15 protein-coding genes are annotated in these 22,518 nt (G+C 71.2%); 7 read left to right on the top strand and 8 right to left on the bottom strand.

All coding sequences use genetic code 11. The features are described 5' to 3' along the window. The first annotated feature begins 202 nt into the window (after nt 1–202). From crtI to FREUN1FDRAFT_RS14815, 5 genes are all read left to right on the top strand, one after another. On the top strand, nt 203–1,723 hold the full coding sequence (gene crtI / locus FREUN1FDRAFT_RS14835) for a phytoene desaturase family protein (protein ID WP_006540906.1): 1,521 nt from the start codon (nt 203–205) through the stop codon (nt 1,721–1,723). A gap of 139 nt (nt 1,724–1,862) precedes the next feature. Continuing rightward, nucleotides 1,863–3,038 carry a MoxR family ATPase gene (locus tag FREUN1FDRAFT_RS14830; RefSeq protein ID WP_006540905.1) on the top strand — a complete coding sequence of 392 codons (1,176 nt, stop codon included), beginning with the start codon at nt 1,863–1,865 and terminating at the stop codon, nt 3,036–3,038. Then, nucleotides 3,035–4,042: a DUF58 domain-containing protein gene (locus FREUN1FDRAFT_RS14825; RefSeq protein WP_006540904.1), complete on the top strand. Its 1,008-nt coding sequence runs from the start codon at nt 3,035–3,037 to the stop codon at nt 4,040–4,042. Before FREUN1FDRAFT_RS14830 ends, FREUN1FDRAFT_RS14825 begins: the two co-directional genes overlap by 4 nt. Further along, the gene (locus FREUN1FDRAFT_RS14820) at nt 4,039–4,998 is read left to right on the top strand and encodes a VWA domain-containing protein (RefSeq protein WP_006540903.1); all 960 of its coding nucleotides are present in this window, start codon (nt 4,039–4,041) and stop codon (nt 4,996–4,998) included. The genes FREUN1FDRAFT_RS14825 and FREUN1FDRAFT_RS14820 overlap by 4 nt, the downstream gene beginning before the upstream one ends. A gap of 37 nt (nt 4,999–5,035) precedes the next feature. After that, a complete protein-coding gene (locus FREUN1FDRAFT_RS14815; protein WP_006540902.1) occupies nt 5,036–6,109 on the top strand; it encodes a phytoene/squalene synthase family protein in 1,074 nt (357 codons plus the stop codon). On the opposite strand, the gene serS is transcribed toward FREUN1FDRAFT_RS14815, so the two are convergent. Next, entirely contained in the window at nt 6,082–7,344 is a 1,263-nt protein-coding gene (gene serS, locus FREUN1FDRAFT_RS14810) for a serine--tRNA ligase (protein ID WP_006540901.1), read from the bottom strand. The two genes, FREUN1FDRAFT_RS14815 and serS, sit on opposite strands and share 28 nt — an antisense overlap. 481 nt (nt 7,345–7,825) lie before the next feature. On the opposite strand from serS, the gene FREUN1FDRAFT_RS14805 reads away from it, so the two are divergent. After that, nucleotides 7,826–8,689: a peptidylprolyl isomerase gene (locus FREUN1FDRAFT_RS14805; RefSeq protein WP_006540900.1), complete on the top strand. Its 864-nt coding sequence runs from the start codon at nt 7,826–7,828 to the stop codon at nt 8,687–8,689. 121 nt (nt 8,690–8,810) lie between these two features. Here FREUN1FDRAFT_RS14805 and FREUN1FDRAFT_RS14800 read toward each other — a convergent pair whose 3' ends face one another. Beyond that, nucleotides 8,811–10,613 (bottom strand): DEAD/DEAH box helicase, encoded by a 1,803-nt coding sequence (locus FREUN1FDRAFT_RS14800; protein ID WP_006540899.1) that lies wholly within the window; start codon nt 10,611–10,613, stop codon nt 8,811–8,813. Nucleotides 10,614–10,793: 180 nt separating this feature from the next. Here FREUN1FDRAFT_RS14800 and FREUN1FDRAFT_RS14795 point away from each other — a divergent pair, with 180 nt between their 5' ends. After that, on the top strand, nt 10,794–12,263 hold the full coding sequence (locus FREUN1FDRAFT_RS14795) for a helix-turn-helix transcriptional regulator (RefSeq protein WP_006540898.1): 1,470 nt from the start codon (nt 10,794–10,796) through the stop codon (nt 12,261–12,263). Nucleotides 12,264–12,273: 10 nt separating this feature from the next. Here FREUN1FDRAFT_RS14795 and cutA read toward each other — a convergent pair whose 3' ends face one another. The 6 genes from cutA to secD form a co-directional block, all read right to left on the bottom strand. Next, the gene (gene cutA / locus FREUN1FDRAFT_RS14790) at nt 12,274–12,603 is read right to left on the bottom strand and encodes a divalent-cation tolerance protein CutA (RefSeq protein ID WP_006540897.1); all 330 of its coding nucleotides are present in this window, start codon (nt 12,601–12,603) and stop codon (nt 12,274–12,276) included. Nucleotides 12,604–12,799: 196 nt separating this feature from the next. Continuing rightward, entirely contained in the window at nt 12,800–15,412 is a 2,613-nt protein-coding gene (locus tag FREUN1FDRAFT_RS14785; RefSeq protein ID WP_006540896.1) for a bifunctional (p)ppGpp synthetase/guanosine-3',5'-bis(diphosphate) 3'-pyrophosphohydrolase, read from the bottom strand. 23 nt (nt 15,413–15,435) lie between these two features. Continuing rightward, the gene (locus FREUN1FDRAFT_RS14780; RefSeq protein ID WP_006540895.1) at nt 15,436–18,009 is read right to left on the bottom strand and encodes a bifunctional (p)ppGpp synthetase/guanosine-3',5'-bis(diphosphate) 3'-pyrophosphohydrolase; all 2,574 of its coding nucleotides are present in this window, start codon (nt 18,007–18,009) and stop codon (nt 15,436–15,438) included. A 202-nt stretch (nt 18,010–18,211) separates the two neighbouring features. Then, nucleotides 18,212–18,766 carry an adenine phosphoribosyltransferase gene (locus FREUN1FDRAFT_RS14775; protein ID WP_006540894.1) on the bottom strand — a complete coding sequence of 185 codons (555 nt, stop codon included), beginning with the start codon at nt 18,764–18,766 and terminating at the stop codon, nt 18,212–18,214. Between the two features lie 188 nt (nt 18,767–18,954). Continuing rightward, entirely contained in the window at nt 18,955–20,190 is a 1,236-nt protein-coding gene (gene secF / locus FREUN1FDRAFT_RS14770; protein WP_006540893.1) for a protein translocase subunit SecF, read from the bottom strand. A gap of 1 nt (nt 20,191) precedes the next feature. Then, nucleotides 20,192–22,330, bottom strand: a complete 2,139-nt coding sequence (gene secD, locus FREUN1FDRAFT_RS14765) for a protein translocase subunit SecD (RefSeq protein ID WP_006540892.1) — start codon at nt 22,328–22,330, stop codon at nt 20,192–20,194. Nucleotides 22,331–22,518 lie beyond the last annotated feature (188 nt).

Here is a 22,518-nt window from a genome sequence, read left to right as displayed (position 1 = left end):
CGGCGCCACGACCTGGTGGCAGATCAGCAGGTCGGCGGACCGGTACAGGTCGAAACGACGATTCCCCGCCACGGTCGTCTCAGGGCGGGCTCCGCCCGGAACCCACCGAGGTGGTCCCGGCCGCACCGCCGTCCGTCCTGGTGAAACGCTGGACCTGCGGCAGAGGCGCGGCGGAGCAGAGGCGCGGCGGAGAGGACGGCCCATGCGAACAGTGACCGGACCGGCGGAGCACGTCGTGATCGTCGGGGCGGGGTTGGGTGGGCTGTCAGCCGCGCTGCGGCTGACCGGTGCCGGCCGACGGGTGACCGTGCTCGAACGGGAGGACTCCCCTGGCGGTCGGGCGGGGTCGTTGCGGCTGGGCGGCTACCGCTTCGACACCGGTCCGACCGTGCTGACCATGCCGGAGCTGATTGCCGACGCGTTCGACTCCGTGGGCGAGGACCTGGACAGGTGGCTGACCCTGCGCCGACTCGACCCGATGTACCGGGCACGGTTCGCCGACGGCTCCGTCCTGGACGTCCGGGCCGACCCGGCGGACACCGAACAGGGGGTGCGGGACCTGTGCGGGCCCGCGGAGGCCGCGGGCTTCCGCCGTTTCACCGACTTCGCCACCCGCATGTTCCGGGCCGAGATGCGGGACTTCATCGACGCCCAGGTCGACTCGCCGCTGGCGCTGCTGCGCCCGTCCCTGGCCCGGGTCGCCGCGCTCGGTGGCTTCCGGCGCCTCGACACCGTGGTCGGGCGGTACCTGCGCGACCCGCGGACCCGACGGCTGTTCTCCTTCCAGGCGATGTACGCCGGTCTCGATCCGCACCGGGCGCTGGCGCTCTACGCGGTGATCTCCTACATGGATTCGGTGGCCGGGGTCTACCACGTCGACGGCGGCCCGCATGCCGTGGCCACGGCCATGGCGGACGCGGCGGCCCGGCACGGGGCGGTCTTCCGCTACGGGTCCGAGGTGAGCCGGGTCGAGGTGCGTGGCGGGCGGGCGGTGGCCGTGCACACGGCTGACGGTGAGCGGGTGCCGGCGGACGTGGTGATCCTGAATCCCGATCTTCCGGTGGCCTACCGCGATCTGCTTCCCCCGTCGGTCGCGCCGGCCCGGCTGGCCCGGCTGCGCTTCTCGCCGTCCTGCTTCCTGCTGCTCGCCGGCGCCCGTGTCGCCCATCCCGAGGCGACGCATCACACGATCCACTTCGGGCAGGCCTGGCGGCGCACCTTCGAGGAGATCATCAGTCGCGGCGAGCTGATGAGCGACCCGTCGTTTCTTGTGAGCACAGCGTCGGTGACCGAGCCCGCGGCGGCACCGGCCGGCGCGCACAGCTACTACGTCCTGTTCCCCACTCCGAACCTCACCGCGCCGCTGGACTGGTCGGTCCTCGGCCCCCGCTATCGCGACGAGGTCGTCGCCGTCCTCGAGCGCGCCGGCTACGCCGACTTCGGCTCGGCGGTCGAGGTGGAGCAGATCACCACCCCGGCGGACTGGCGCAGCCGCGGCATGGCCGCGGGAGCTCCGTTCGCCGCGGCGCACACGTTCTCCCAGACGGGGCCGTTCCGGCCCGGCAACCTGGCACCCGGCCTCGACAACGTGATCTTCACCGGAAGTGGCACCCGGCCCGGGGTGGGGGTGCCCATGGTGTTGATTTCAGGCCGACTGGCGGCGGAGCGGGTCCTCGGCCGTGATCGCGGTTACCGCACCCGGGCGCTGGTCGACATTCCGTGATTCCACCGTGTGTTCACCAGGATTGCCCGCCGCCATCAGATGACGGAGTTCCTGAAGAGCGCCTTAGAAGAGGCTTCCGACCACACTGTCCCGAGTCCTCGGGCCCTCGATTCCGTCTGTTGTCTGGGAGGATGGACTCATGAACGAGTGGACGACCGATCCCGGCGTGGCGGCATCCGACGTCGAGGCCCGGACGCCCGCCGATCCGCCGGCCCACGACGTGGCCGCCGACGCCGCGCTGCTGGAACGAGCGCTCTTCGAGGTCAAGAAGGTCATCGTCGGTCAGGACCACATGGTCGAGCGCATGCTGGTCGCGCTGCTCGCCCGCGGGCACTGCCTGCTGGAGGGCGTGCCCGGCGTCGCGAAGACGCTGGCCGTGCAGACGCTGGCGACAGTCGTCGGTGGCTCCTTCGTGCGGATCCAGTTCACCAGCGATCTGGTCCCCTCCGACATCATCGGGACGCGGATCTTCCGCGGCAGCCGGGAGACGTTCGATATAGAGCTCGGCCCGGTGTTCGCCAACTTCGTTCTCGCTGACGAAATCAACCGTGCACCGGCCAAGGTCCAGTCGGCGTTGTTGGAGGTCATGTCGGAACGGCAGGTATCCCTGGGCGGGGTGACCCATCCGCTGCCGCTCCCCTTCCTCGTTCTCGCGACGCAGAACCCGATCGAGTCCGAAGGCGTGTATCCCCTGCCGGAGGCGCAGCGTGACCGTTTCCTCATGAAGGTGACGGTTCCCTATCCGAACGCGGCCGAGGAGCTGGAGATCGTCCGGCGGATGGGGGTGCGTCCACCCACCGCGGAGACCGTCCTCGACCCGGACGCGCTCATCCGCCTGCAGAACCGTGCGGACGACGTGTTCGTCCACCACGCGATCACCGAATACGCCGTCCGCCTGGTGCTCGCCACCCGTTCGCCGGCCGAGGTCAACCTGCCCGAGCTCGGCGGGCATCTGGCCTACGGTGCCTCACCGCGCGCGTCGCTCGGGCTCATCTCCGCCGCGCGGGCGCTGGCGCTGCTGCGCGGACGTGACTACGTCGTCCCCGACGACGTCGCGGCGGTGGCACTCGACGTGCTGCCGCACCGCCTGGTGCTCTCCTACGAGGCTCTTGCCGAAGGGCTTACCGCCGAGGAGATCGCTCGGCGCATCCTCGGCGCGCTGCCGCCTCCCCAGATCGCCCCCCGCCAGCAGAACGCGGCCGAGCACGGCCTGCGCAACGGGCACCGTTCACCGCCGCCGACCCATTCCGGGCGCTGGCACACCGATCCGCGGACCGGCTTCCCCGAGTACTTCGACGGCGGGCCGGCGCGGTGAAACGGTCCGATCGGACCGGCGCGACCACGCCGCAGGTGATCTCCCAGCCACCGGCGACCTCACCGTCGGTGGAGCGGACGCTGCGCGGCCTCGAACTCGCCGTCAACCGCCGCCTGGACGGCATGCTCCTCGGTGACCACCTCGGTCTCCTGCCTGGTCAGGGGACCGAGAAGGCCGAAAGCCGCGAGTACCACGTCGGCGACGACGTCCGGCGGATGGACTGGGCCGTGACCGCGCGGACGACGGTCCCGCATGTGCACGACCTTGTCGCCGACCGGGAGCTGGAGACCTGGGCGCTGGTGGATCTCACCGCCAGCCAGGAGTTCGGCACCACCTCGATCCGCAAGCGGGAGCTGGCGATCGCGGCCACGGCCGCGATCGGCTTCCTCACCGCCCGCACCGGCAACCGGATGGGCGCCCTCGCCCTGACCCCGACCGGGCCGCAGCTGATTCCAGCCCGACCGGGCCGCCAGGGGCTGCGGACCCTGCTGCGGGCGCTCCTGTCCGTTCCCGAGGCGGCTCACGACCGTCCCGTGCGGCGGCCTGACCATTCCGCGGCCACCGACCTCGCCGCGGCGGTCGCCGCGATGGACCGGCCGCGCCGCCGCCGTGGCCTCGCCGTGGTCATAAGCGACTTCCTCTCCACCGACCTGGGCTGGGAGCGGCCGATGCGGGCACTCGCGGCACGCCATCAGCTGCTTGCCGTGGAGGTCCTCGACCCCGCCGAGCTGGCCCTGCCGTCCGTCGGGCTGCTCTCCGTCGTGGACGCGGAGACCGGCGCGGTGCTGGAGGTACCCACCTCGTCGCGGCGGGTCCGCGAGCGCTACAGCCGGGCCGCGGCCGAGCACCGTGCCCAGGTGGCGCTGACGCTGCGCCGGGTGGGAGCCGGGCACCTGGTGCTGCGCACGGACTCGGACTGGCTGGTCGACATCGTCCGGTACGTGTCGGCGGCGCGGGTGACCCGTGGCGCGGCCCGGCGGCCACCGGTGGGTGCGGGCGCGTGAGCTTCCTCGCGGGCCACTGGCTGTGGCTCTTCGTCGCGGTGGCCGCGCTGGCGGCGGCGTACATCGTGGTGTCGATGCGCCGGCGGGTCTACGCGGCGCGGCTGTCCTCGACGGCACTGCTGTCCAGCGTGCTGCCGCGGCGGCCGCAGTGGTGGCGCCGCCATGTGCCGGCGGCACTGCTGCTGCTCACCCTGGCCGGGTTGGTGATCTCGCTGGCGCGACCGGCGCGGGCCGAGCGGGTTCCCCGCGAGCGCGCCACCATCATCCTGGCGATCGACGTGTCGAACTCGATGGCGGCCACCGACATCCAGCCGACCCGCCTCGAAGCCGCGAAGCAGGGCGCCCAGGCGTTCGTCGACCAGTTGCCGCCCCGCATCAACCTCGGTCTGGTCTCGTTCGCCGGGTCGGCGGCCGTGCTGGTCCCGGCCTCCACCGACCGGGAGTCGGTCCGGTCCGGCATCCGCGGCCTGCAGCTCGGCCCCGCGACCGCGGTCGGTGAGGGCATCTTCGCCTCACTGCAGGCGATCACCACCGCCGGCGAGCGGATGTCGGACGAGGGCCAGCCACCACCGCCCGCCGCGATCGTCCTGCTCTCCGACGGCGAGACGACCCGCGGCCGGCCGAACACCCAGGCCGCCACCGCCGCGCGGGACGCCGAGGTTCCGGTCGACACCATCGCCTACGGCACCTCGGACGGAACCCTCGATGTCGGCGGGCAGCAGATTCCCGTCCCCGTGAACGAGGACGCGCTGCGCGAGCTGGCCGAGCAGACCGGTGGCTCCTACCACCGGGCGACCACCGGTGACGAGCTGCAGTCCGTTTACCGCGGCCTGGGCAGCTCCATCGGGTATCGCACCGAATACCGTGAGATAACGTCCTGGTTCATCGGTCTTTCCCTCGGTCTCGGTCTGGCCGCGGCGGCGCTCTCCCTGGCCTTCTCCTCACGGCTGCCCTGAACCCGCTGCTCAGGCGACTTCGACTACTCTGGCTGGTGTGGGCGGTCTCCGCGGCGAACTGGACGCCGCCGGCGTCACTGATGAGCGGCTACGTGCCTCCTACCGCCGGGCGCGGGAACTCAACGCGGCGCACGGGCGCACCTATTACCTGGCCACTCTCCTGCTGCCGAAGTGGAAACGGCCTCATGTCCACGCCCTCTACGGCTTCGCGCGCTATGCCGACGAGATCGTCGACGATCTCGACTCCACGCTGACCGACGAGGCGAAGGCACAGTGGCTGCGGCGGTGGGGCAGCACCCTGGTGACCTCACTGGCCGCCGGAGCCGACGTCACGGCGGCGGAAACCGGCGCATCGGCTGAAGGTGAGGCCGCGGATGCTGAGGCCGCCGATGCTGAGGCGACGGTGCTGCCCGCCGTGCTGCACACGATTCGGCGGTTCGATCTGCCGGTCGGCTATTTCGAGACCTTCCTGGCGTCCATGGCCATGGACCTGACGATCACCAGCTACGCCACCTGGGATGACCTCATGGTCTACATCCACGGCTCGGCGGTGGTCATCGGTCTGCAGATGCTGCCCATTCTCGAGCCGGTGAACCCCGCGGCGGAACCCTACGCCCGCGATCTCGGTATCGCCTTCCAGCTCGCGAACTTCATCCGGGACATCGGTGAGGACCTGCGGCGCGGGCGCGTATACCTGCCGCAGAGCTCGCTGGACCTGTTCGGGGTGACCTGGGATCACCTCGCCACGGGGGTGGCCGACGGCCCGGTGCGCCGCCTGCTGGCGTTCGAGATAGCCCGTGCGCGGGAGCTGTTCCGTTCCGCCCGCCCGGGCATCCGGCTGCTGCATCCGACGTCCCGGGACTGCGTGTCGACCGCGTTCCGGCTGTACAGCGGAATCCTGGACGAGATCGAACGCGCCGACTACCAGATCCTCGACCGGCGGGTGTCAGTCGGGCTGGGCCGGCGCCTCGGTGTCGCGGCACCCGGTCTCGTCCGGGCCGCGTACTCACGGCGCGACCGGGCAGCCGGTGAGAACAGGGCGCCCGATCAGCACAGGTCGCTCGATCAGAGCAGGGCGCCCGGTCAGAGCAGGTCGCGCCCGCCCAGGTAGGGCCGCAGCACCTCCGGTACGCGAACCTGCTGGTCGGCGGTCTGGAAGTTCTCCAGAATCGCGGCCAGCAGCCGGGGTGTCGCCACCGCGGTGTTGTTCAGCGTGTGCGCGAAGTGGATGTTCCCACCTGAGTCGCGGTAACGGAGGTTCGCCCGCCGGGCCTGCCAGTCATGCAGCGTCGAACAGCTGTGGGTCTCCCGGAAACGGTCGAGCGTGGGAAACCAGGTGTTGATGTCGTTCATGCGGAACTTACCCAGGCCCATGTCCCCGGTCGCGCATTCGACGACCTCGTAGTGCAGGCCGAGATCGGTCAGGATGCGCTCCGCGGTGGCGAGGAGCTCGGCGTGCCAGCGGGCGGACTCGGCCGGGTCGTTCACGCACAGGACGAACTGCTCGACCTTCTCGAACTGGTGGACCCGCAGCAGCCCGCGGACGTCGCGGCTGGCGCTGCCGATCTCCCGGCGGAAGCACGGCGAGATACCGGCATACCGGATCGGCAGCTGGCCGGCGTCGAGGATCTCCCCGGAATGCAGCCCCACCAGGGCGACCTCGGCGGTGCCGGCGAGAAACGCGTCGTCGGCTGGAATCTCGTAGATCTCGTCCCGGCCCTTGGGGAACATCCCGGTGCCGACGAGCGGTGCCTCCTTGACCAGCGCGGGCACCGCGACCGGGGTGAAGTCCCGCTCGCGCAGCAGGTCCAGCGCATAGGAATGCACCGCCCGCTCCAGCATGACCATGTCACCGACCAGTGCGTACGCCCGCTCGCCGGCGACCCTGCGGGCGCGGGCGAACTCGGCCCAGCCCCGCTTCTCCGCGAGCTCGGTGTGGTCAAGCGGCGGGAAGTCGAACTCGGGGCGCGTCCCGACGGTGCGGATGACCACGTTCGCGGACTCGTCCGGCCCGACCGGCGCGCCCTCCCAGGGAATGCCCGGCGCGAGCAGCATCAGCTCGGACAGCCGGGCGCTGGTCTGGGCCAGCCGCTCGCGCAGGTCCTGCAGCTGCCGGTCGAACTCGACGTGCTCCGCGCGCAGCTCGGCGCGACGGGCCTCGTCCGCCTTGGCGAACTGCTTGGCGAAGGACTTGCGGCGCGCCTGTGCCTCGTCGACCTCGAACTGCAGCTTGCGGTTCTCCTGGTCGAGCGCAAGCAGCTCGTCCACGTCGAGATCGACACCCTTGAGCCGTACGGCGTCCTTAACGGCGTCGGGATTGTCCCGGATGAAGCGCTTGTCGAGCATGAATTCGTGTCAGCCTTCGCGTCGGGTCCTGAGCCAAGACGCTATCAGCCGCACCCGAGGGGCCCTCTTCCTTCAAGCGCCATGTCCACCTCGACGGCGCGACTCGACCGGGCCCCCGCACAGCGCTGTGCCCGCAGCACACCGGCGCCCGCGGCCCCGCGCCCGCACCTCACACGACACGTCACACGACACGTCACACGACACCGCGACCGAATCCTGCGCACCGGATTCCGCCACGATCCCGGCGAGTACCCTGTGTGACGAAAGTGGCCAAGGTCAGATCCCCGAGGGCCGCGTCCTGCCGGGCCGCGCCGCGGCCGAGATCGACGGCACGCGTCCGGCCCACCGGTCGCCCGCCTTCTCACAGGTCGTCCACAGGCCACCTCGACAGACTCGTCCGCGACGGGGACGTGGACGGCACATCGACCGCCTGAGGACCATCCGGCGGTCACGGGACAACAGAAGCGGGAGGCCGGCGACGGTGTCGAGCACGAGGGAACGGCGGCAGCGAGAGCTCGCCGCCGCGCGGGCGGCGCGCCAGGCACAGCGGCGGCGTGAGGCCCACCTGCGACAGCGCAAGCGCATCACCGTCATCGCGGCGGTGGTCGTGGTCGCGATCGTGGGTTCGGTGATCGCGAGCGTCCTGCTCAGTGGTGGCTCCGACGACAACAACGAGCTCACCTCGACCGCGCCCACGCAGACGGCCACCACGCCGAAGACCTCGGCGCTGCCAGCCGGCCAGACCAGCAAGGTCGGCGACTGCGTCTACACGTCGACCGGCGAGGCGCCCTCGCGCCAGGTCTCGCTGCCCACCGCCGCCGCGACGGTGAACAAGAACCCGGCCACGATGGTCATCACCACCGACCAGGGCACGATCACCGCCGCGCTGGACGCGGACAAGGCTCCCTGCACCGTCAACGCGCTGCGCTCCCTCGCCGAGGCGGGGTTCTACACCGACACCGCCTGCCACCGCCAGACCGGCGGTGCCGACGCCGGCATCAGCGTCCTGCAGTGCGGCGACCCCACGGCGACCGGCACGGGCGGCCCCGGCTTCGGGTACGCCAACGAGAACACCGAGGGCGTGAACTACAACCGCGGCGTGCTGGCGATGGCGCACAGCAGCCAGCCGGACAGCAACGGCAGCCAGTTCTTCATCAACTACGCCGATCCCACCGCGGACGGCGCGTCGGCGCTGGCCGGTGGCTACACCGTCTTCGGCCACATCACCGAGGGCCTCGACGTGCTGGACAAGCTGACCTCCCCGGGCATCGAGGGCGGTGGCTCGGACGGCACCCCGGCCAGCAAGGCCCAGATCCGGTCGATCGAGATCAACCAGGAGCAGTAAACCCGCCCGGCGCCGGTCCAGCACCACACCGGTCCAGCATCGCCCACCGCGAGGCCGGCGGCATCGCCGGCCAGGCCCGCGGTGGGCGCTGTGGCCGCGGTGGGCGCGGTGGGCGCTGTGGTCAGCCCGCCCAGCGGCGGACGGTGTCGATCCGCGCCTGTAGCTGCGCGGCGCTGGCCTGCGCGCTCGGGGGGCCACCGCAGGACCTGCGCAGCTCCGCGTGGATCATCCCGTGGGGCTTGCCGGTCCGGTGGTAGTGCGCGGCCACCAGCTTGTTGAGCTCCTTGCGCAGCTCCCCGATCCGCTCGTGGACCGGACGGTCGGCCGCCTCTGCCTCCCCCGCCGCCTCGCCCTGCCTGGCCGCCGGGACCACCGGCTCGGTGGACGCGGCGGCAGCCGCGGAGGCCTTCGCCGCGGCGGCCCGCTGCGCGGCCTCACGCTGCCGCAGCAGGGTCGCGACCTGATCGGGTTCGAGCAGCCCGGGCAGGCCGAGGAAGTCCTCCTCCTCCGGCGATCCGGCCTGGGCCGTGGTCCCGAACTCACCACCGTCGAAGATCACCCTGTCCAGCTGGGCGGACGATCCGAGCGCGGTGAACGGGCTGTCTGGCTTGTCCGGCGTGTCCCGGCGGCGGTTCGCCTCCCGCAGGGCGTCGTCGTCGAAGGCGTCCGGCTCGCGCATCGGCTTGTCCAGCGCGTGGTCGCGCTGGACCTCCATCTCACCGGCCAGCGCAAGCAGTGCGGGCACACTCGGCAGGAAGACCGACGCCGTCTCCGAGCGGCCGCGGCCGCGGACGAACCGACCGACCGCCTGCGCGAAGTACAGCGGTGTCGAGGCAGAGGTGGCATACACGCCGACCGCCAGCCGGGGGACGTCGACGCCCTCACTGACCATCCGGACGGCGACCATCCAGCGGTCCGTCGACTCCCGGAAGGTAGCGATCTTCGAGCTCGCGGTGGGGTCGTCGGAGAGGACCACGACCGGAGACGTCCCGGTGATCCGCCGCAGCAGGCCGGCGTAGGCGCGGGCGGTGGTGTGGTCGGTCGCGATGACCAGGCCGCCGGCGTCCGGCATGCCGCCCCGGCGCACCTGGGAGAGCCGGGTGTCAGCCGCCGCGAGGACCGCCGGCATCCAGTTGCCCTGCGGGTCGAGCGCGGTACGCCACGCCGCGGCGGTCTGCTCGCTGTTCAGCGGCTCACCGAGCCGCGCGCTCAGCTCGGCACCCGCGCTCGTCCGCCACGACATCTCGCCGGAATAGGCCAGGAAGAGCACGGGGCGGACCACACCATCGCGCAGCGCGTCCGCATAGCCGTAGCTGGAGTCCGCGACGCTGCGGGTGACGCCCTCCGCGTCTGGCAGGTAGGTGACGAAGGGAATCGGACTGACATCCGACCGGAACGGTGTTCCGGTGAGCGCCAGCCGACGGGCGGCCGGCGTGAACGCCTCACGCACCGCCTCACCCCAGGAAAGCGAGTCCCCCGCGTGGTGGATCTCGTCGAGGATCACCAGGGTGCGCCGGGCCGCCGTACGCATCCGGTGCAGCGCCGGATGCGCCGCGACCTGAGCGTAGGTGACGGCCACACCCGTGTAGTCGGACGCGGTCGCACCGGCGGAGTTGCGGAACGTCGGGTCCAGATCGATGCCGACGGCCGAGGCCGCACCGGCCCACTGCCGCTTCAGGTGGTCCGTCGGGGCCACCACCGTCACCGCCCGGACCTCACCGGCGGCCAGCAGCTCGGCGGCGATCTCCAGGGCGAAGGTCGTCTTGCCCGCACCCGGCGTCGCCACCGCCAGAAAGTCCCGCCCGCCCGAGGCGGTGCGCGAGCGGTAGATCTCCAGGGCGGCGCGTTGCCACTCCCGCAGCGGCCGGGCCTGGACGCGCGCGCGTGGGCCACGGGGGCTCGGGGGCAGAGGACCAGCTCTCACACACCAGACTCTATGGTGACGCACCGGCGAGACGATGACGCCGCGTGCCGTCACGGAGCGCGGTCGCCCGTTCGATGATTTGCCTGTTTCTTGTCACCGAAGGACCACACGAGGGGTATCACCGCCTTTGCTAACACACGGTTAAGCTCCTGAAGTCAACTGCTTGACTCGGAGGTCCCGATGGAGCGCCCGGCAGGAACGTCGGCGGGTCACACCTCGCCAAGGAGCATGCGACCAAACGACCCCAGGCCGGCCACCGCCGGCCCGGCCCGTACTCCGAACGTTCGGCTTCGCACCAGTCGAGAGGAACGCGGCTGGTCGCAGGAACGCCTGGCGAGCGAGATCCGACGCTTCTCCGTCATCCACGAGGGCCGCGAGGCCGGTGTCACCGGAAATATGATCTGCAAGTGGGAGAAGGGCGACAAAAAGCCCAGCCTTCGCTACCAGCGGTTGTTGCGCGCGCTGTTCGAGCGCTCCTCGGCTGAACTCGGCTTCGTCGACGACGACCCCAGCACCGGCCTGGCCGGCCGGCTCCCCGCCGCCACGGACAAGCTTTCCCACGGCATCGGCCCGGCCGGAACCGTTCTCATCCAGGCAGAGGCCGGGGCTGAACCGTCCGGTGACATTCCCGTCGAGCGCCGCGGGTTCCTGCGGCTTTTCGCCGCCGCGGGTGGCGTCGCCGTCGTCCCGCTGGGCACGGCCGGGCCCGACAACGCGCCGTGGGAGCGGCTGTCCGCGGCGCTGCGCCGGCGCACCACCGTCACCCCGGAGCTGACGGACGAGCTGAGCCGATGCACGGCGGGCCTGTACAGCCTGGAGGAGCGCGTTCCCGCCCGGGCCCTGTTCCCCAGGGTCACCGGTCATCTTGGGACGCTCACACAGCTGTTGGAGTCCAGCGGCCGATCGTCGGCACGCCGCGACCTCGCGGCGACCGCCGGCGAGACCGCGGCGCTGGCCGGCTGGCTCGCGTTCGACATGAACGACGTCCCGGGCGCCCTGGCGTACTACCGGGTCGCGATCGAGGCGGCGCGGGAAGCCGACGACAGCGCGCTGTGGGCCTGCGTGCTGGGTTACGAGAGCTACCACAGCGCCGGGCTCGGTCGTCACGACCAGGCCTGCGCGCTGCTGGCAGAGGCGCAGCGCCGCGCCGCGGGCGCGAGCACCATCATGACCCGGGCGTGGCTGGCTGGGCGGGAGGCCGAGGAACAGGCCGCCCGCGGCGAGGGGCGGGCGGCACTGGCCGCGTTGGACCGCGCTCAGGAGGCCTTCGACCGCGCCGACGACGGCGACCGGGTCTGGACCCAGTTCTTCGACCGTAGCCGGCTTGACGGCATCAAGGTCACGACCTACACGAGGCTGCGCCGGCCGGCCGCCGCCCACGCCGCAGCGACGGAGGCGCTGCGTGCCACATCTCCGCACAGCGGCACCAAGAAGCGCTCCTTGTTACTCGGCGATGTCGCCGAGGTGCACATTCAGCGGCGGGAGATCGACGCCGCGACCCAGTACGCGGCCGAGTCGCTGGCCATCGTCGCGGCAACCGACTTCTCACTGGGGCTCACCAGGATCCGGCGGGTCCGGGAGCATCTGCGGCCCTGGCAGAACACCCAGGCCGTCCGGGATCTCGACGAGCAGCTTCGCGCGCTCGTGTAAGGCCGGAGCGTCAGCTCCGGATCGACGGGGCGGTCTCCGCCGTGATCCAGTCGAGATAGTCCGTGTGACCCGACACGATAGGGGTCGCAATGATCTCGGGCGTCTCGTATGGGTGCGCGGCGGTGATCTCCGCGATCAGGTCGGCCAGCCGTTCACTCGTTGTTTTGGCGAGGCAGAGCCATTCCTCCGACTGCTCGATCTCGCCGTTCCACCGGTAAGTGCTCCGAATCGGCCCGACCACCTGGAAACAGGCAACAAGGCGCCGCTCGACGAGCGCCCTGCCGATACGGTCCGCTGCGTCTGGTGAGTCGATGCTCGTGATGACCTGAAGGAATCCCACGCGTACTCCCACCCATAACCGATGGCGATGCGAGATACTCTACATCGGACCGCCGTCGGCGCCGGCGTTTTTTCACCGATGACCACGGGTGATTCTTTCGGTACACGGCCCGATCGGGCCCGGGGAATGTTGAAAAGCGACTTCCGGGACCATAGCGACACGGAGCGCATAAGTCTCCCGGGTCCCGCCCCCGTCGTCACACGATCGTCTGGCAGGCCCGGTAACAGTCGTAGACACCGCCAACGCTGCGTACCGCCGCCAGCACCCGATCGAGCTGTTCGGGGCCGGTGACCTCAATCGTGAAGCGGGCGTGCGCCACCCGGTCCTCCGAAGTCGAGGTCGACGCCGCACGCACCGACGCGGAGGTGTCGGAGAGAACTTCGGTTATATCTGCCAGCAGGCCGTAACGATCGAAGGCCTCAACCGCGATTTCGGTGGGGAAGGTCTGACTCTCCGCAGCGGCCCATCCCGCCACGGTCACCTGCTCGCGTGATGACGCCGAGGAGGCGACGTTCGCGCATTCCCGACGATGCAGCGAGACAGCACTGCTGTGCGTCGTGAAACCGACGACCTTGTCTCCGGGGAGCGGAAGACAACATCGCGCGAGACGCACTGGCACATCCGTGCCCTCGATCTCGGCGAAGCCCGCCCAGTTCTGCGTTCCACGGCGGGCGGCGCCCCGTGCCGCGACCTCCCCGGCGGTTTCGCGGCCCGCGAGACCACCGGCGTCGCCCGATCGCTCGCCCTGCTTTCCCGGCACGGAACGCCGCACCCGCCGGGCGCCACGCGAGGCCCCGCCATGCGAGGCCGCGGCAGGAGCGGTGGGCTCGGAAGGAGCGGTCGGCACGGTGGTGCCGCCGAGGGCGACTGCCGCCGTCGGGACAGCCTGCCCTGTCAGCGCGGCCTGCGCCGCCGCCGGTGCGGTCTGCGGTACGCCGACGTCCACGGGCTGGGCGTCCGGGGTCGCGTCGGCCGGACTCCCGGCACCGTGGGTGGTCACGGCGGCCTGGCCAGGCCGCTCGACCGGCCCGGGTGTGATCCTCCCGGTCCCGCCCGGCGCTCCGACGCCCGGCGCTCCGACGTCCGGCCTGATCCACGGCCCAACCGCCGGCCGGGTCTCGCCATCACGCCGGGCTGGGTCGCCCGAGTGCCCGAGCGGCCAGGTCAGGCCGCTCGCGATGCCGTGTGGTGACCGACCGTGGACGTCCCGGCGCTGCCGGGCCAGGCGCTTGCGGATCCGGACCCGGGCCCGGGATGTCCGCACGAAGTCAAGCCAGTCCTCGCTCGGCCCCGCTCCCGGCAGGTTCGAGGTGAGGATCTCGACGACGTCGCCGTTGCGCAGCCGGGTGTGCAGCGGGACCAGCCGGCCGTTCACCCGGGCACCGATGGCGCGGTGCCCCACATCGGTGTGCACCGCGTAGGCCACGTCGACCGGTGAGGAGCGCGCGGGCAGCGCGATCATCTTGCCCTTCGGGGTGAAGGTCAGCACCTCGTCGGAGTTCAGGTCCGAGGACAGCGATTCCAGGAACTCCCCCGGGTCGACCGTGTCGACCTGCCAGTCCAGCAGGCTGTGCAGCCAGGACAGGCCTTCGAGGCGGGCGCCGTCGGCGCCCGGCCCGACCGGCTTCGCCACGATGCCGGTCTCGGCCAGCCGATGCATGGACGGGGTGCGGATCTGGATGTCGACGGTGCGCCCGGAGTCGTCCGTCACGGACGTGTGCAGGCTCTGGTACATGTTGAACTTGGGGGTCGCGACGAAGTCGCGCAGCCGCCCCGGCACCGGGCGCCACACACCGTGGATGACACCGAGCGCGGCATAGCAGTCCGTGATGTCGTCCACGAGGACGAGTACGCGGACGATGTCCGTGTAGTCCCGCGGCGGGCGGCCACGCTCCTGTGCCCGCTTGAAGATCGAGAAGATGTGGCTGATCCGGACAGAGACCGCCCCGTCGACCCTGGCCTCGGCGAGTGCCGTCCGTAGCTGGTCCACCAACCCGGAGACCGTGCCGCTGGCCCGCTCCGCGGCGGTGAAGTCGTCCACCAGGCCGGAGATCCGGCGGTGCTCCTCGGGGTTGAGAACGGCGAACGCGCGGTCCTCCAGCTCGCGTTTGATCACGCTCACTCCGAGGCGGTGCGCCAGCGGCGCCAGGACCTCCAGCGTGACCCGCGAGATCTTCTGCTGCTTGGCCGGCGACATGAACCCCAGCGTGCGCATGTTGTGCAGCCGGTCGGCGATCTTGATGACGAGGACCCGGTAGTCGCGGGCGAGCGCGACGATCAGCTTGCGCAGGGTCTCCGCCTCCGCGGCCTCCCCGAAACGCATCTTGTCCAGCTTGGTCACGCCGTCGACCAGGTTGGCGACCTCACCGCTGAACTCCGCGGTGACGGCGGTGAGCGAGTAGCCGGTGTCCTCGACGGTGTCGTGCAGCAGTGCCGCGATGATGGTCGTGGTGTCGACGCCCAGCTCGGCGAGGACCTCCGCGACCGCGAGCGGATGGCTGATGTACGGGTCGCCGCTACGCCTGGTCTGGCCGGCGTGCAGGCGCTCCGCCACCGAGTAGGCGCGGATCACCGCGGCGATGTCGGCCTTCGGGTGGAAGTCCCGGTGTGCCTCGACGAGATCACGCAGTTCGGGGGGCACCTGCGGGGTTCGCGGCGCGGCCATCCGGCGGGCCAGGTGCGCCAGCCGGAGGCTGGCCTGGCGGGCCGCGATGACTGTCCGCGAGTCACCGTCGTCGCCGTCCGCTCGGGACAGCGCGGGCGAGAAGCCGCCCGCCGGCAGACCCGCTCCCGCGGCCTCAGCATTCACGGCGTGCCCCCTCGCGCTCGCAGTCAGCTCTGTACGTCCGAGGTGACCCGGAAACAGTCGTACACGCCGTCGGTGGATCTGACGGCGTCGAGAATGTGGCCGAGATGCTTGGCGTCACCCATTTCGAAGGTGAAACGGCTGACCGCCACCTGCTCCCGGGTCGTGGTGACCGACGCGGAGAGGATGTTGACGTGGTGATCGGACAACACCCGGGTCACATCCGACAGCAGCCTGGTCCGGTCGAGGGCCTCGACCTGGATCACCACCAGGAACACCGAGCCGGATGACGGCGCCCACTCCACCGCGACGGTCCGGTCGTGCGGGCCGCCGCGCAGGCTGACGAGGTTCACGCAGTCGGTGCGGTGCACCGAGACGCCCTTGCCCCGGGTCACGAAGCCGGCGATCTCGTCGCCGGGCATCGGGGTGCAGCACCGCGCGAGCTTCACCCAGACGTCCGCCGCACCTGTGACGATCACACCCGGATCGCCGCCGGAACGGCGCAGCGCCCGGATCGGCAGCTCGGTCTCGGCCGCGTCCTCCTCGGCGCTCTCCGGGCCGCCCAGGCTCTGCAGCAGCCGGTTCACCACCGCCTGCGCGCTGACGTTGTTCTCGCCGACCGCCGCATACAGAGCCGCGACGTCGGCGTAACGCATGTCCTTCGCCAGCGTCAGCAGCGCGTCGCCGGCCATCAGCCGGGCCAGCGGCAGGCCATGGCGGCGCATCGCCCGGCCGATCGCGTCCCGGCCGGCGACGATCGCGTCCTCGCGGCGCTCCCGCGCGTGCCACTGGCGGATCTTCGTCCGGGCCCGGGTGGAGCGCACGAACATCAGCCAGTCCTCGCTGGGCCCGGCGGAATGTGCGCGGGAGGTGAAGACCTCCACCACGTCGCCGTTCTCCAGCTCGGTGTCCAGGGCGGCCAGCCGGCCGTTGACCCGGGCGCCTACGCACTGGTTGCCGATGTCGGTGTGCACCGCGTAGGCGAAGTCGATCGGCGTCGAACCGAGCGGCAACGGGATGACGTCGCTCTTCGGCGTGAAGACGAAGACCTCGTCGGCGGCGGCGTCGAAGCGCAGGCTGTCGAGGAACTCCCCCGGATCCGCGGTCTCACGCTGCCAGTCCAGGATCTGGCGCAGCCAGTTGTGCAGGTTCGGATCGGTCCCGCCGGCGCCCCCGGCGGCCTTGGCTCCCCCGCGCCGGCCGGAGCCGCCGGAGCCGGAGCCGCCGGAGCGCGAGCCGGTGCCGTCCTCCTTGTACTTCCAGTGCGCCGCAATGCCGTATTCGGCCCGGTTATGCATGGAATGGGTGCGAATCTGCAGTTCGACCGGCTTGCCCTCGGGCCCGATGACCGTCGTGTGCAACGACTGGTACATGTTGTACTTGGGCATCGCGATGTAGTCCTTGAACCGGCCCGGAATGGGCTTCCAGTTCGCGTGGACCGTGCCCAGCGCGGCATAGCAGTCCCGGACCGAGTCGACCAGGACCCGGATGCCCACCAGGTCGTAGATGTCCTCGAACGACCGGCCGCGCACGACCATCTTCTGGTAGATCGAGTAGTAGTGCTTGGGCCGGCCGGTCACCACGGCCTTGATCCGCGCCTCGGCGAGCTGCGCCTGGACCTGCGTGGACGTCTCCGTGAGGTAGACGTCCCGGCTGGGCGCGCGATCCGCGACGAGCCGGACGATCTCGTCGTAACGCTTCGGGTACAGCGCGGCGAACGCCAGGTCCTCCAGCTCCCACTTGAGGGAGTTCATCCCGAGGCGGTGGGCCAGTGGCGCGTAGATCTCCAGGGTTTCGCGGGCCTTGCGCTCCTGCTTGTGCTCGGGCAGGAAGCGCAGCGTCCGCATGTTGTGCAGCCGGTCCGCGAGCTTCACCACCAGCGCACGCGGGTCGCGGGCCATCGCGACCACCATGCGACGGATGGTCTCGGTCTGCGCCGCCTCGCCGACCTTGACCCGGTTGAGCTTGCTGACCGCGTCGACGATCTGCAGCACCTGCGGGCCGAACTCGGCCTCGATCGTCTCGGGCGGGAGGTCCGTCTCCTCCAGGGTGTCGTGCAGCAGCGCGGCGCAGAGGGTCGGGATGTCCATCCCGAGGTCGGCAAGGATGCTCGCGACCGCGATCGGATGGGTGATGTACGGGTGCCCGGAGAAGCGGACCTGGCCGGCGTGCGCCGCGTCGGCCACCTCGAAGGCGTGCTGAACCGGCGCGATGTCAGCCCGCGGATGGTTCGCGACGAGCCCGCGCAGCACCGGGTCCAACGACGACGGCGGCGTGGCCCGATGAGTACCGAGGCGCGAGAAGCGCCCCCGCACCCGACGGGGCAGTGGTGGGGACTCGTGGCCCAGCCGTGGCACCACCGGGGACCCGCTTTCCGCGTCGTCCTCACCGCCCGCCGTCGCGGACACCATCGACACCGCGGGCGGCGCGGGCACGGCCTGGGACCCGCCGGCCGCGGCCTGAGTCACCTCACCGTGGCCGGCCTCGCCGTGTGCGACGGACCCCTCCGCGCTCAGGGCAGCCGACAACGGCCGCGTCTCCCCGACGGATGACGCGGCCGCGGGCACAGCTCCGGTGGTCACCGGCGGCGCCTCGGGCACGGGCCGCTCCTGCGTTGCGCTTCGGCCATGGCACGGATGTGCGAAAGGCTCCTGACATCGAGGTTAACGCTGCTGGTCCGCGCGGCCTTCCGCAACCCCGGGCAGACCCCGCGGCGGCCACACGCAGGTGGCCGTGGCGCGCCACACCCCTCGAACACCTGCCACCCAGCGGAACGTGGTGACGCCGGACCGGCTCAGCCGATCAGAGAGTCATGATCGAGGTGACCGGCAGCGCACCCGTCCGGTCGCGCCCGGCCAGGAAACTCAGCTCCATCAGGACCGCGAGACCGACCACATCCGCGCCGCATCCACGCAGCAGGTTGTGCGCGGCGGCGGCGGTTCCACCGGTGGCGAGCACGTCATCGACGAGCAGGACCCGCTCCCCCGCGGCCACCGCGTCCTGGTGGATCTCCAGGGTGGCGGTGCCGTATTCCAGGTCGTAGGTCTCGCGGCGGGTCGCCCCCGGCAGCTTGCCCGCCTTGCGCACCGGCACGAGGCCCGCGCCGATCCGGTCGGCGACAGGTGCCGCCAGCAGGAATCCGCGCGCCTCGATCCCCGCGATCGTGGTGACCGACAGGTCTCGCGCGAGATCCGCCAGGGCACCGATGACCACCCCGAACGCCGCCGGGGTGGACAGCAGCGGGGTGATGTCCTTGAAGACGACTCCAGGCTTGGGGAAATCCTGGACATCGCGGACGTGGGCGGCGAGCACCTCCGCTGCCGCGCCCAGAGCCGGCCCGCTTTCGACGCTCGTCATCGTGGTGACCTCTCCGCTTCAGAATTTCGTCGTCGCCCGATCGGGCGACCGTGTCCACGCCGATGCCGTGCCGGTTTCATTCCGTTTCGCGTCTTACATGCCTTACATCTAGTTCATGATACTTCGCACAGTTCGCCCGGCTCCGCACCGGCCTCGCCCTGCCTTACGCGCGGCGGACCCGCGTCCCCCTAGCGCGAACGCTTCTTACCACCGGAGCGCCGGGGCTGGGTCGGCTTCGACCGCGGGCCACGCCGTTGCGCGGACGGAACACCGACATGTCCAGCCGCGGCTGCCGCCGAGGCGGTGCGCATCCCACTGGCAACACCCACGGCGTCGCCGGGCTCGCGCACGTCCGGCTCGTCCACGTCGGCGTCCAGGCCGGCCGGGTCCGCACCCTGACGGGACCGCACCGACCGGCTGGTCTGCCCGGTCTCGGCGGCGCGGGCCGCCTTGGCCCGGCTCGCCCGGGCCCGCCCCACCCGCGCGTCCAGCGCGCGCACATCCGACTCGTTGCGCTTGAGGTCGACGAGCAGCGGGGTCGCGAAGAACAGCGAGGAGTAGGTGCCGGAGGCGATACCGACGAACTGGGCGAGCGCGAGGTCCTTCAGCGTGCCGGCACCCAGCAGCCCGGCGCCGACGAACAGCAGCGACGCCACCGGGATGAGCGCGATCAGTGATGTGTTGAGCGACCGGACCAGCGTCTCGTTGAGCGCGTCGTTGGTCGCCTCCGCGTAGGTCCGCCGCGACGACGTCGCCATTCCGGCGGTGTTCTCCCGTACCCGGTCGAAGACCACGACCGTGTCATACAGCGAGAAACCGAGAATGGTCAGCACAGCAATGATCGTGGACGGGGTGACCTCGAAGCCGACCAGGGAGTAGATACCCATGGTGACGACGAGGTCGTGGACGAGTGCCGCCATCGCGGCCACGGCCATCTTCCACTCGAACCGCACCGACAGATAGATCATCACCAGTATGAGAAAGACGATCAGACCCTTGATCGCCTTGTTCGTGATGGTGGATCCCCAGGATGACCCGACGGTCGAGACCGCGATGTTCTCGTCCGGGTTCGCGACGTTGAAACGCTTCGCGAGGGCGTCCTCCACCCGCGCGGTCTCCTCGTCGGACAGCGTGGGTGTCTGGACCCGGAACTGCTTGGACGTCTCGAGCTGCTGGACGACGCTGTCGGAGGCGTCGACCCCGCTGTCGCTGAGGACATCCTTGACCTGCTCGACGGTGCCGCCGTTCGCCGGGAACTGGAAGACGGCCCCGCCCTTGAACTCGATACCCAGCGTGAACCCGCGGACAATCATGCTCAGCACACAGATCGTGAGCAGCACTCCGGACACGACATACCAGACCCGCCGGCGGCCGACGAAGTCGACGTGGAACTCGCTGCGGTAGAGACGCCCCAGCATCGACATGTCAGTGCTCCCGCCTCTGCCCGGCAGTGCGCCGGCCCGTTCCCTGCCGCGCCGGCCCCGACTTCGTGAGCCGGGGAGCCTGGTTCGGCGGGCCTGACCCGCCGTCATCCGCCTGGTCGCCGTCCCCGTCCAGGGAGCCGGGGTCCACGTCGTCACCGGCACCCGCGCCGGCGGCGGCCGGACGGCCCGGCCCTGGGGTGCGCTTGGACAGCCGCGGAGACCGCGGCTGCGACGCGCCGCCCACCGAACGCACCGTCAGCCCGGAGTACCGGCTGGTGCTGAACAGGGGCCGGCGGACCAGCGCCGTGACAAGCGGACGGGTGAAGATGAACATGATCAGCACGTCGACCAGGGTCGACAGGCCGAGGGTGAACGCGAATCCACGCACGGACCCGACCGACAGGATGTACAGCACCGCCGCGGCGAGGAAGGAAACCGTGTCGGCGGAGAGCATGGTCCGCCGGGCCGCCGGCCAGGCGCGGTCGACGGACGTCCGCACGCTCCGGCCGGCACGGACCTCGTCCTTGATCCGTTCGAAGTAGACGACGAACGAGTCGGCTGTCACACCGATCGAGACGATGAGACCGGCGATACCGGCCAGCGTCAGGGTGAAGCCGATCGCATCCCCGAGCAGCGTGACCGCGGCGTAGTTCAGCGCGGCGCTCACCGCGAGCGAGGTGATCACGACGACGCCGAGCGCACGGTAGTACAGGAACGAGTAGATCACCACGAGACCGAGACCGATGGCGCCGGCCAGCAGGCCGCCGTGCAGCGACTCACGCCCGAGCGTCGGGGACACCGACTCTGCCTGCGAACGCTCGAAGGCCAGCGGCAGCGCGCCGAACCGCAGGACGTCGGCGAGGTCCTGCGCCTCGGACTGGGAGAAGTCCCCCGAGATCTGCGCCGAGCCCGAGATGCGCTCGTTGGTCTGCGGCGCGGACTGGACGACACCGTCGAGCACGATCGCGACCTGGCTGCCGACCGTCTTCTCCGTGAGTGCGGTGAACTTCTTCTGGCCGTTGCCGGTGAAGTCGACGTTGACGACCCACTGGCCGGTGGTCACGCTCGTCGTGCCGCCACCGCTGAGCAGGCCGGCCGAGGCCGACTTCACGTCCGTCCCGACCAGGGCCGCGGGCTTGAGCAGGTACTTGGTCGTGCCGTCCCGGTCGCAGGCGGCGGTCCAGTCCTCGGGGCGGTCCAGGCTCACCGCGGAGCCGCGGACCCCGCTGGCCGTGCAGGTCAGGTTGGCGAACTTCTCCTGGACATCGGCAGGCGGTGTCGTCGCGTCCGCGCTGGTGCCGCTCGCGGCCTGGTCGGCGGACGGCGACGCGGACGCGGCGGGTGCCGCGGGCGTCGTGGCGGCAGCGCTCGGCTGGCCCGTCGCGGCGGAGGCCGCCGGTGAGGCCGCAGCGGCAGGTGAGCTCGTCGTCGCGGCCGCGAGCGTGCTCGCCGCCAGGCTGGTCGCGTTGGTGGCCGCCGCGAGCTGGATGCGTGCCCCGCCCGCACCCGCCGGCGCGATGTACGCCGCCGGCTGGAGCGTGAGGCCGGACCCGCTGTCAGCTCCGGGGAGACCCAGCGCCGCCGGCTTCTGGGTGGCCGGCGCGCTCGTCGCGGCCGGCGCCGGCGAGCCGGTGGCCGGAGCCGCCGCTGGGGTCGGGTTCGCGGCCGCTCCCGTGGACGGGGTGGCGGACGGCGCCGTCGTCGCGGACGGGCTGCCGGTCGCCGACGGGGTCGGCGTAGCCGTGGACTGCGCGGCAGCCGACCCGGCAACCTCACGGAACCGCAGTTCGGCCGTCTGGCCCACCAGCGCCACGACGTCGTTGCGGCCGCGGCCGGGCACCGAGATCTCGATGGTGCCGCCGGTGCGGCGCACCTCCGCCTCGGCGACACCGAGGCCGTCGACCCGGCTGCGGATGACGTCGACGGCCTTGTTCAGCGCCGAGTCGTCGATCGAGCCACCGGTCACCGACCGTGGCGTGAGGATGACACTCGTCCCGCCCTGGAGGTCAAGGCCGAGCTTGGGCGTCCAGGTGCCGGTGACAGCCATGAGGCCGAAGAGGATGGCGAGCAGAGCACCAAGTGCTCCGAGCCGGGCGCCGACGGAGATGCCTCCCGACGCTCGTGCCGAGCGACGTGCCAATGCCAGGTCCTTCCTCACACACCGTCACCGATCTCGGCGGCGCCCAACGATTCCGAACGAGTGTCACCGAGGGTACGTTCCAACAGGCCTGACGTAACACCACCCGCAGCCGACGGGCGCGTGACGGTCCCGGCAGCAAACACCACGGCAGCCCCACGACACCTACCGTCCCAGGGTCCCGCGGTTCC

Origin of the sequence: Parafrankia sp. EUN1f (assembly GCF_000177675.1) — a bacterium.
In the GTDB taxonomy this organism is placed as follows: Bacteria; Actinomycetota; Actinomycetes; order Frankiales; family Frankiaceae; genus Parafrankia.
Note: the sequence above shows the minus strand (reverse complement) of the source record. Positions and strands in the feature narration are given on the sequence as shown.

Excerpts from the sequence above, each read along its gene's own strand:
- crtI (WP_006540906.1), top strand. The coding sequence starts at position 203 with ATGCGAACAGTGACCGGACCGGCGGAGCACGTCGTGATCGTCGGGGCG.
- FREUN1FDRAFT_RS14830 (WP_006540905.1), top strand. The coding sequence starts at position 1,863 with ATGAACGAGTGGACGACCGATCCCGGCGTGGCGGCATCCGACGTCGAG.
- serS (WP_006540901.1), bottom strand. The coding sequence starts at position 7,344 with ATGCTCGACAAGCGCTTCATCCGGGACAATCCCGACGCCGTTAAGGAC.
- FREUN1FDRAFT_RS14795 (WP_006540898.1), top strand. The coding sequence starts at position 10,794 with ATGGAGCGCCCGGCAGGAACGTCGGCGGGTCACACCTCGCCAAGGAGC.
- FREUN1FDRAFT_RS14775 (WP_006540894.1), bottom strand. The coding sequence starts at position 18,766 with ATGACGAGCGTCGAAAGCGGGCCGGCTCTGGGCGCGGCAGCGGAGGTG.
- secF (WP_006540893.1), bottom strand. The coding sequence starts at position 20,190 with ATGTCGATGCTGGGGCGTCTCTACCGCAGCGAGTTCCACGTCGACTTC.